This is a genomic window from Streptomyces sp. NRRL WC-3549 (genome assembly GCF_000721935.1).
In the GTDB taxonomy this organism is placed as follows: domain Bacteria; phylum Actinomycetota; class Actinomycetes; order Streptomycetales; family Streptomycetaceae; genus Streptomyces.
On record NZ_KL585426.1, the window covers coordinates 80,870 to 90,131 of the forward strand.

Annotated in this window: 10 protein-coding genes and 1 pseudogene; 8 read left to right on the forward strand and 3 right to left on the reverse strand. The window is 73.3% G+C overall.

Annotated features, from left to right (window positions below):
• From IH13_RS0128790 to IH13_RS0128825, 7 genes and pseudogenes are all read left to right on the forward strand, one after another.
• Positions 1 to 467 (forward strand): DMT family transporter (locus IH13_RS0128790; RefSeq protein ID WP_031088938.1); only part of this gene is annotated, 467 nt, incomplete at its 5' end.
• Between the two features lie 31 nt (positions 468 to 498).
• Positions 499 to 1,238 (forward strand): annotated as a pseudogene (locus tag IH13_RS38730) (polysaccharide deacetylase family protein).
• A 452-nt stretch (positions 1,239 to 1,690) separates the two neighbouring features.
• Positions 1,691 to 3,490, forward strand: coding sequence for a sensor histidine kinase (locus tag IH13_RS0128805; protein WP_031088940.1), 1,800 nt, complete (start codon positions 1,691 to 1,693; stop codon positions 3,488 to 3,490).
• Between the two features lie 7 nt (positions 3,491 to 3,497).
• A complete protein-coding gene (locus IH13_RS0128810; RefSeq protein WP_031088941.1) occupies positions 3,498 to 3,932 on the forward strand; it encodes a roadblock/LC7 domain-containing protein in 435 nt (144 codons plus the stop codon).
• Between the two features lie 2 nt (positions 3,933 to 3,934).
• Positions 3,935 to 4,306: a DUF742 domain-containing protein gene (locus IH13_RS0128815; RefSeq protein ID WP_031088942.1), complete on the forward strand. Its 372-nt coding sequence runs from the start codon at positions 3,935 to 3,937 to the stop codon at positions 4,304 to 4,306.
• On the forward strand, positions 4,284 to 4,904 hold the full coding sequence (locus IH13_RS0128820; RefSeq protein ID WP_031088943.1) for a GTP-binding protein: 621 nt from the start codon (positions 4,284 to 4,286) through the stop codon (positions 4,902 to 4,904). Before IH13_RS0128815 ends, IH13_RS0128820 begins: the two co-directional genes overlap by 23 nt.
• Positions 4,901 to 5,485 (forward strand): GAF domain-containing protein, encoded by a 585-nt coding sequence (locus IH13_RS0128825; RefSeq protein ID WP_031088944.1) that lies wholly within the window; start codon positions 4,901 to 4,903, stop codon positions 5,483 to 5,485. The genes IH13_RS0128820 and IH13_RS0128825 overlap by 4 nt, the downstream gene beginning before the upstream one ends.
• A gap of 78 nt (positions 5,486 to 5,563) precedes the next feature.
• Here the strand turns inward: IH13_RS0128825 and IH13_RS0128830 are convergent, their stop codons facing one another.
• Positions 5,564 to 6,289, reverse strand: coding sequence for a TetR/AcrR family transcriptional regulator (locus IH13_RS0128830; protein WP_031088945.1), 726 nt, complete (start codon positions 6,287 to 6,289; stop codon positions 5,564 to 5,566).
• Between the two features lie 214 nt (positions 6,290 to 6,503).
• Here IH13_RS0128830 and IH13_RS0128835 point away from each other — a divergent pair, with 214 nt between their 5' ends.
• Positions 6,504 to 7,472, forward strand: coding sequence for an NAD-dependent epimerase/dehydratase family protein (locus IH13_RS0128835; RefSeq protein WP_031088947.1), 969 nt, complete (start codon positions 6,504 to 6,506; stop codon positions 7,470 to 7,472).
• Positions 7,473 to 7,485: 13 nt separating this feature from the next.
• Here the strand turns inward: IH13_RS0128835 and IH13_RS0128840 are convergent, their stop codons facing one another.
• Positions 7,486 to 8,385, reverse strand: coding sequence for a transketolase family protein (locus IH13_RS0128840; RefSeq protein ID WP_031088948.1), 900 nt, complete (start codon positions 8,383 to 8,385; stop codon positions 7,486 to 7,488).
• Between the two features lie 53 nt (positions 8,386 to 8,438).
• Positions 8,439 to 9,140 carry a thiamine pyrophosphate-dependent enzyme gene (locus tag IH13_RS0128845; protein ID WP_031088949.1) on the reverse strand — a complete coding sequence of 234 codons (702 nt, stop codon included), beginning with the start codon at positions 9,138 to 9,140 and terminating at the stop codon, positions 8,439 to 8,441.
• Positions 9,141 to 9,262: the final 122 nt, after the last annotated feature.

The window sequence follows — 9,262 nt, forward strand, 5'->3', positions numbered from 1 at the left end:
CCGCCGTGGCCGCTCTGTTCGGGCTCGGCCAGGCGCTGAGCGGCGCGCCCTCCGCGGCGGTGCTGGGGCTGGCGACCGCCATCTGCTTCGCCGGCACCGCGGCCCTCATCAAGGAGGTGACCGGCCGGATCCCGGAGGGCGTGGCCGCGGTCCTGGCCACCGGATACCTCTATGCCGCGTGCGCCGCGGGACTGCTGAGCCTGCTGCTGCTCCAGAGCGCTCTGCGCGCCGGCTCCCTGTCGGCGTCCCAGCCCGCGCTCACCCTCGGCGACGCGCTGGTGAGCGTGGGCCTGGGCAAGGTGCTCTTCGACGAACGGGTCGCCCTCGGCTCCCACCCGGTGCAGGCCGCCATCGGCATCTGCCTGCTGGCCGCCGGGACGGTGGGGCTCTCGCTCTCCCCGGCCGTCGCGGGCAAGTGGGACGCGACGGCCGCACCGACGGGCCAGGACCGGAGCCGTCACCGATGACGTACGACGACCGGGAGGAGACCCGATGCCGATGCGTACAGGACGCCTGACCGTTCCCCCGGTGCTGCGCGCTCCACTGGCCGCCACGGCCCTGACGCTCACCGCCCACGTGGCGCCCGCCGGCACCTGGCTGCCGGGGCTGCGCCGGACGTTCCTGCCCACCCTGGCGGGTCTGGGCGAACCCGACCACGTCGCGCTGACGTTCGACGACGGTCCGGACCCCCGCTCCACCCCGCACTTCCTGGACGCGCTGGACCGGCTCTCCGTGCGGGCCACCTTCTTCGTCCTGGGGGAGAGCCTGAGGCGGCACCCCGAGCTCGGCCACGACATCGTCCGTCGCGGACACGAGCTCGCCGTGCACGGCTGGACCCACAGCCGTCCCTGGCTGCCCGCCCCCGGCCGGGACCTGCGTGAGATCTCCCGTGCGGCCGAGGAGGTGCGCCGGGTCTCGGGCGTACGCCCGCGGTGGTACCGCCCGCCCTACGGGATCCTCTCCGGCTGCCGGTGGGCCTGCGGCCCGTGCTGTGGTCGGCCTGGGGACGGGACTGGGCGGCCGACGCCACCCCCGCGGGCATCCTGGAGATCGTCCGCGGTCAGCTCCACGGGGTCGGCGACACGATCCTCCTGCACGACGCCGACCTGACGGGTGAGGACCGCTGGCGGCCCGCTCTGGCGATGCTTCCGGACCTCGTCGAGGGCCTCCGGGCGGAGGCTTTGACCGTCGGCCCGCTCGCCGGTCACGGACTCGCGCCGGCCCACCGGCCGGGCTGAGAGGCGGCCGGCCCGGAGGCGGGCCGCGGCAGGGGTGGAACCGCACGACCGGTCGTCCGGGCTGCCTGACCGGCCGGCCCCGGACCGGCCCGTGTCGGCCGACAACCCTTCGGGGAACGCGTACGACGGGCACCGGTCCCGAGGCCGGCCCATCGGCTCGGGGAGCCCCGGGCGTTGACCACGGTGTCGAGTGTCGAAGATCTGCGCGACAAGAAGCCCCGGCGTATTCGGTCATCCGAGCGGACCCTCATACCAGAGCGGGACGGCTGACGGGCAAGTTCGACAACTGCGCACCGGGTGCGGGCGATCGGCGACTACCGTGTGTGGCCGGTGATCAACCGTGGGCTCATGTCGGCCGAGCCCGCCCAGCCGTTGACCCGGGCCTGACCGACCACCGTGGGCGTCACCACACGAATGCCGATTCCTGGGGCACCCACGTACCAAGGATGATGATGTCTCAACTTCGCGCCCCCACCGCGCGACCGGAACGCCGAGAAGGCGGGCGGCACGGCCGTCCGGGTGGCCGTTCGCAGCCGGCCGTGAGCCGGCCGCGTGCCCCGCAGCCCGTCCCCGACGCCCCTCTGCGGCCCCAACTGCTCCGCACGGCCGTCCTGCCGGCCGTCGCCGCCGTGCTGAGCGGGGCCGCGGCCGTGATTTTCACCATCCGGTTCTCCGGGGTGCGCCCGTCCGGCAGCCTCCTGGCGGCGCTCGGCGGTTCGGGGGCCCTGGCCGTCGCCGCCGTGGCCGCCGCCTTCCTCGGCGCCCACCGCGTCTCCGCCGGCGTACTCGACCGCTGCCTGGCCCTGCGGCGTGGGAGTGCCGAGCACCAGGCCGAGCTGCAGGGGGTCATGGCGCAGCTCCGCACCGGAGACCCCGTCGCGGCCCGCGAACCCACGCACGGCGCGCCCCCCGGGGCGGACGCCTTCGCCCTGCTCGCCCAGGACATGGGCCGAGGCCAGGACGCGGCCGTGGCCGCCGTCGTGGAGGCGTCGCAGCTCGTGAGCAGCGCCGGGAACGACCAGAAGGTCGAGGTGTTCGTCAACCTCGCGCGACGGCTCCAGTCCCTCGTGCACCGGGAGATCCAGATCCTGGACGAACTGGAACACGAGGTCGAGGACCCCGACCTGCTCAAGGGGCTCTTCCACGTCGACCACCTCGCCACCCGAATCCGCAGGCACGCCGAGAACCTCGCGGTGCTCGGCGGAGCCGTCTCACGGCGGCAGTGGAGCCGCCCGGTCAGCGTGACCGAGGTGCTCCGCTCGGCGGTCGCGGAGGTCGAGCAGTATCCCAGGGTCAAGCTGGTCCCGCCCGTCGACGGAAACCTGCGCGGCCACGCCGTCGCCGACGTCATCCACCTGCTCGCCGAACTCGTCGAGAACGCCACGGTGTTCTCCTCCCCGCACACCCAGGTCCTGCTGCGCGCCCAGCGCGTGACCGCCGGGCTCGCCCTGGAGGTCGAGGACCGCGGACTCGGCATGCCGGGGCCCGAGCAGAAGCGGATGAACGCCCTGCTCGCAGCCCCCGACCAGGTCAACGTCGCCCATCTGCTCCAGGACGGCCGCATCGGCCTGTTCGTCGTCGCCTCGCTGGCCCGTCGGCACGGCATCGCCGTACGCCTCCAGGGCAACATCTACGGCGGCACGCAGGCGGTACTCGTGCTGCCGCAGACCCTGCTCGGCTCGGACGCCGAGCCCGAGACGGGAACCGGCGCGGTGCCCGGCGCGCCGGCCGGCGCCGCGGACCGCCCCCCGGCCGAGGCCGGCGCCCCACTGCCACCGGGCACGCCGCAGGACCACGCGGCCGGCCCGGTCGGTCAGCCGCCCCGGATGTGTATAAGAGACAGCAACCAGGAGCACCTGGTCCCCCAGCTCAGGGACGCGCCCGCGCCCAGGGCCGAAGGCACCGAGATCCTGCACGACCCGGGGCTGATGGCCGCCTTCCGCCGTGGGGTCGACCTCGCCGAGGCCCAGACGGCGGACGAACCCGAGCCCGTGGCGTACGCCCCGCACCACGGCACCCAGGAGGCGGCACCGGGGCCCGCGGTGGCGATCGGGGCCCAGCGCTCCGGCTTGGCGCCGCTGCCCGTCCGGGGGCCCACCGCGGCCACGTCCGGCGCGATGCCCGAACCCGGCCACGGGAGCCCGGGGCCGACCGGGCCGGGGCACGGCGGACCGCAGCCGAGCGAACCCGGCTACGGCGTCCCGCGGTCGCCGGAAGCCGGCCCCAGAACCGAGAACACGTTCAAGGAGTAGATGCACCATGACGAGCGAAATGCCGTCCGGTCAGGTCACGGACCTCGACTGGCTGCTGAGCGGGCTGGTCCAGCGCGTTCCGTACACACGCAGTGCCGTACTGCTCTCGGCCGACGGCCTGGTGAAATCCGTCCACGGCATGGACGCCGACAGCGCCGACCACATGGCCGCCCTGGCCGCGGGGCTGTACTCACTGGGCCGCAGCGCCGGGGCCCGTTTCGGTGACAACGGTGACGTACGCCAGGTCGTCGTCGAGCTCGACTCGACGCTCCTGTTCGTCTCGACCGCCGGCTCGGGTACGTGCCTCGCGGTGCTCGCCGGCCGGGAGGCGGACGCCGCCGTGCTGGGCTACGAGATGGCCATGCTGGTCAAGAGCGTACGGCCCTACCTGATGACCCCGGTGCGGCAGGCTGCCGGAACGCCCTTCACCCCGGGGCTGTGAGGATGCCGGTCCCGCAGGACGGGCCCCTGCTCGACGACGCGGCCGGCCGGCTCATCCGCCCGTACGCGGTGAGCAACGGCCGGACCCGGCCGAACGCCGAACTCGACCTGCTCTCCCTGCTGATGGCCACGGGCATCGAGCCCGACGACCCGCTCGGCCCGGAACACGCGGTGGCCCTCGACCTGTGCGAGGGCCCGACCACCGTGGCCGAGATCGCCGCCCACCTCCGGCTCCCGGCGGCCATCACCAAGATCCTGCTGTGCGACCTGGTCGACTGCGGAGCGGTCACCGCGCACGCCCCCGCCTTCCACGACATGCCCACCGACCGATCCCTGCTGGAGGCAGTGCTCGATGGTCTACGACGACAGCTCTGACAGCCACGGAGGCGCCGGATACTTCCCCGTGGCCCTCAAGGTCCTGGTCGCGGGTGGTTTCGGCGTCGGCAAAACGACGTTCGTGGGCGCCGTCAGCGAGATCGCGCCGCTGAGCACGGAGGAGCTCCTGACCCAGGTCGGCGTGGGGACCGACAGTCTGGAGGGGGTCGAGTCCAAGACGGCGACCACGGTGGCCATGGACTTCGGCCGCATCACGCTCTCCGACCAGCACGTGCTGTACCTCTTCGGGACCCCCGGGCAGGAGCGCTTCTGGTTCATGTGGGACGAGCTCTCCAAAGGCGCGCTGGGGGCCGTCGTCCTCGCCGACACCCGTCGCCTCACCGAGTGCTTCGCCGCCGTGGACTACTTCGAGCGGCGCGGCATCGGGTTCATCGTCGCGGTCAACGAATTCGACGGCGCCTACCGCTACGAGCCCGACGAGGTACGGGCGGCGCTCGACCTCGGTCCCGAGGTGCCCGTCGTCCTCTGCGACGCCCGGATCGCCAGCTCGGGCACCGGCGCGCTGGTCACGCTGGTGCAGCACCTCATCAACGCCACCGCCCCGGTGCCCTTCTCCGGGTCGGGAGCCCATCCGTGACCTCTCACGGCACGGGCCGTTCCCTGGTCACGCCCGCCGACCGGGACGCTTCCACCCGTGGTGCCCGGCTGCGCCGGCTCGGCCTCGGCCCACGGCCCGACGCCTCGTTCGACAGCTTCGACGCCTTCGCCGACCGGGTGGCCGCGGTGACCTCGGCCCCGTTCTCGATGGTCAACTTCATCGACGAGGAACGGCAGTTCTTCGCCGGGCTGCACGCCCCGGCGGGGGCCGGGGGCGGACACCGCCCCGGTGGGCCGCCGGCCCGCGGCGGCCTCCTCCGCCATCTGGCCCGTGACCACGGCTACTGCCCGCACGTCCTGGCGCGGCGCAAGGCGCTGGTGCTGGAGGACGTCTGTGACTACCCGCGGTTCGCGGGCAACCCGGTGGTCGACGGCATGGGGGTCCGCTCCTACCTCGGGGCCCCGCTCATCGACGGGACGGGCGTCGCGCTCGGCACCGTCTGCGCCGTGGACACCGTGCCGCGTGCCTGGGGCAGGGAAGGGCTGCACGCCATCAAGCTGCTGGCCGGTGAACTGGCCGGACACATCGCCGGACGGGAGACGTACGCCGGACCGTGGTGAGGCCGGCCCGGGCGGGGCCGCCGGCCGGCCGTGGTGCTCGCGTGGCGCGTCCGCCGAGGGCCGGGCGGACGCGCCCGCTCAGGACAGGGCGAAGGCGTCCGCGAGCAGGTTCATCTGGGTGACGAGCAGGGTGTCGCCGCTGTGCCCCATGCCGTCGAACTGCCCTGCGGCCTCAAGCCCGACCGAGCCGTGCAGCTGCGCCCAGACGAGTACCGCTCCCGCCAGTGCGTACGACGGCCTGCGCAGGTCGCCCAGTGCGTCCGGCGCGTAGTCGGCCACCCAGGCCCCCACGGACTCGTCCCCGGCGAGCCAGTCCGTCATCTCCACCACCAGGGCGGCCACCCCCGAGCCCGGCGTACCGCTCGCGAAGACGGGCAGGAACGGCCCGAGCACGGCACGGGCACGGTCCCGTGTGTCGTCGGGGGCGACGTAACCGGGTACGGGCGCACCCTGGATCAGCAGATAGCGGTGCGGCTCCGCCACCGCCCATGCCCGGTAGGCGGCGGCGAGGGTACGCAGCCGTTCGCGCGGACCCGCCCCGTGCGTGCCGGCCGCGTCCGCCGCGCGCCCGACGGCCGCCGCCGCGTCGTCGTAGGCGTCCCTGATCAGGGCGCTCAGCAGATCGTCGCGGCCTGCGAAGTACCGGTAGAGGGCCGGACCGGAGAGCCCCATCTCCTTCGCGACGCGGGTCAGCGCCAGCGCACCGGCGCCCGACTCGGCCAGTTGCCGGAGCGCCGTCTTCTTGATCTCCGACCGGGTCTGCTCCCGGTACCTGGCGCGCGGACCTTCCTGCGCTCGGACCATCGCCCGCTCCTCCGTCCCTGGGTGGTGTGAACGCCCGCGAACGGCACGCGGGCGGTGACCCCGCTCGCGATGGCCGTTCACATCTGTTACGGAGCCTAACAAGCACCCTTGCTACGAGCCATCGCTGTAGTTATGGTGTCTAACAGAAGCGATGGGTCCTAATGGACCGGCTTCCGCCGAGCGGCGTACCCGAAGACAGAAAGGGACTCTCACCATGACGACCACACTCGAATCCGGGCTCACCCGTGCCCCGCTGCACGCCGTGCTGGGCGCCGGCCCCGCCGGGACGGCCCTCGCCCGCGAACTCACCGGGCGCGGCCATGAGGTCCGCCTGGTCGACCGGCGGGGAGCGGGGCCCGCGATCGAGGGCGCCTCCCGGTTCGCGGCCGACGTGTCCACCGTGGAGGGCGCACGGGCCGCCGTGGCGGGGGCGGACGTCGTCCACCACTGCGTCAACGTCGCCTACCACCTCCAGCTGGAGGTCATGCCGCTCGTCCAGAGGGCCGTGCTCGCCGCGGTCGAGGAGACCGGCGCCCGTCTTGTCGTCCTGGACACCCTCTACCCGTACGGCGAGACGCACGGCGAGGTGATGACCGAGGACACGCCCTGGAGGGCGACCACCCGCAAGGGGCTGATGCGGGCCGAGCTGGACAGGCTCTACCTCGACGCGCACACCGAGGGGCGGGTCCGGGTGGTCCTGGGGCGTTCCGCCGACTTCTTCGGCCCCGGGGTCCTCAATTCCACGCTCGGCGGCGCGGTCTTCCCGGCGGCGCTGACCGGGGGAGAGGTGCCGGGCATCGGCGACATCGACCTGCCGCACAGCTACACCTACATCCGTGACGTAGCAGGCGGGCTCGCCACCCTCGCCGAGCATCCGGACGCCTACGGCCGGGTCTGGCACCTGCCCACGGCCGACGCGCTCACCACGCGCCAGGTCTTCGCCATGATCGCGGAGCGCGCCGGCCGTCCGATGAAGATCAGGGAGATCCGCGAACCCCGCCCGTTCGGCCCGTTCGACGATGTCTTCATGGCGGAGTACGCCGAGATGTTCTACCAGCACACGGAGGGCCAGATCGTCGACTCCTCCGCCGTCCGGGAGAAGTACGGCCTCGCCCCCACCCCTCTCGCGGACGCCCTGGACGAGACCCTCGCCTGGTTCGGCGCCCTCGCTGCCGCCCGCTGACCCGGCTCTCCTGTCAGGGGCTCAGGAACCCGGTGATCCGCTCGCGCAGTCCCCGCGGGTCCAGGCCGTGTGCGGAGAGGTGCTCCTCCAGCCGCCCGTACCGGCGCAGCTCCGCGCGGGGCACCCCGAGGCCGAGCACCCGGTGGGGGAGATCGGAGAGGGCGTCGTTGACCGCACCCGTCGAGGTGCCGGCCAGGTAGGGCTCGACGACGACCACGTCGGCCGCCGCTCCCGCCCAGGCCGCGCGACGCACTCCCGCCGTGTCGAAGGGGCGCACGGTCGTCGCGTACAGCACCGTCACGTCGAGGCCCTCCGTCGCGGCGAGCACGGGGTCGAGCATCGGGCCGACGGCGATCACCACACCGGTCGAGCCCTGGCGCAGCGCCGTGAATCCGTCCCCGGTCACCTGGTGCCCCGCCCGGTTCGACTGGGCCGAGAGGCGTACGTAGACGCGGTCGTCCCCCACCACCGCCCGCCGCAGGAGCGCCTCCGCCTCGTCGGGATGCCCCGGGACGTGGACCGTCCAGCCGTCGAGGGTGTCCAGGAGGGCGACGTCCCCGGGTGCCATGTGCGTGAACCCTCCGGCCGGCCAGTCGTAGGACGCGCCGGCGCTGACGAGTACGCCTCCCACTCCCTGGTGCCCGAGGTCGAGTTTCACCTGCTCGAACGGCCGCTCCACCAGGAAGCAGGCGAACGTGTGCATCACGGGGCGCATGCCGGTGAGCGCCATTCCGGCCCCCGCGCCGATCAGCAGCTGTTCCCTGATCCCCACGTTGACCACCCGGTCGGGGTGCGTCCGCGCGGCCGTGTCGAAGCCGTCGCGGCTGATCTCGGCGAGGACCAGGGCGAGGCGTGGGTCCTCGTCCAGAAGCTGTGAGGTGGTGGTGACGAAGCGGTCGCGCATGGTGTCCATGAGGGCCTCCGGGGGTGGTGAGTGGGGCTGGGCGAGTGCCGGGGGGTGGCGGTTCACCGCTTGGGGGTGACGCGGGCGATTACCGCGAGCGGCCGGCCGGGATGCGGGGTGGTGAAGGCGGCGTGGAGCGCGTCGTGGTCCCTGCCGTCCACGGTCCTGGCGGACCACCCGGCGGCCTCGAACCGTGCGGCGATGCCGTCAGGCCTGGAGTAGGTCGCGGAGGCGTTGTCGATCACCACGGTGCGCAGCTGTTCCAGGCCGGCCGGGCCCGCGTAGGCGATCGCCTCGTGGTTGCTGCCCTCGTCGAGTTCGGCGTCCCCCGTCAGCACCCAGACGCGCGGCCCGGTCAGCCCCTGGGCCCGCAGCCCGAGCACGCTGCCCACCGCCAGCGGAAGCCCGTGCCCCAGCGAGCCGCTGCCGATCTCCGCCCCTGGGACGAGCAGCCGGTCCGGATGGTGCCCGAGCGGTGAGTCGTACGCCCCGAAACCGGGGAGCAGCTCCTCGCCGAAGAAGCCCCGGGCGGCCAGCACGGCGTAGTACGCCATCGGCCCGTGCCCCTTCGAGAGCAGGAAGCGGTCGCGGTCCAGGGCGTCGGCCGTACCGGGCGACACCCGCAGTACCCGGTCGTACAGCACCCACAGCGCGTCCATGGTGGAGGTCGCGGCGGGGCCGTGCTTCTCGTCGCCGGTCATCAGGCTCATCAGCCGGTGCAGATCGTCGTACCCGTACACCGGTGTCTCGGTCGCGTGCGTCATGCCGATCAGCGTCGGACATCAAGCATGGTTGAGGTCAAGCGCGCAGGGGATTCGTGACCACCCGCCCGAGTGCGGTATTGTTCTCATGCGCGTTCGGCCAGGGGAAACCCCAGGTCAGACGA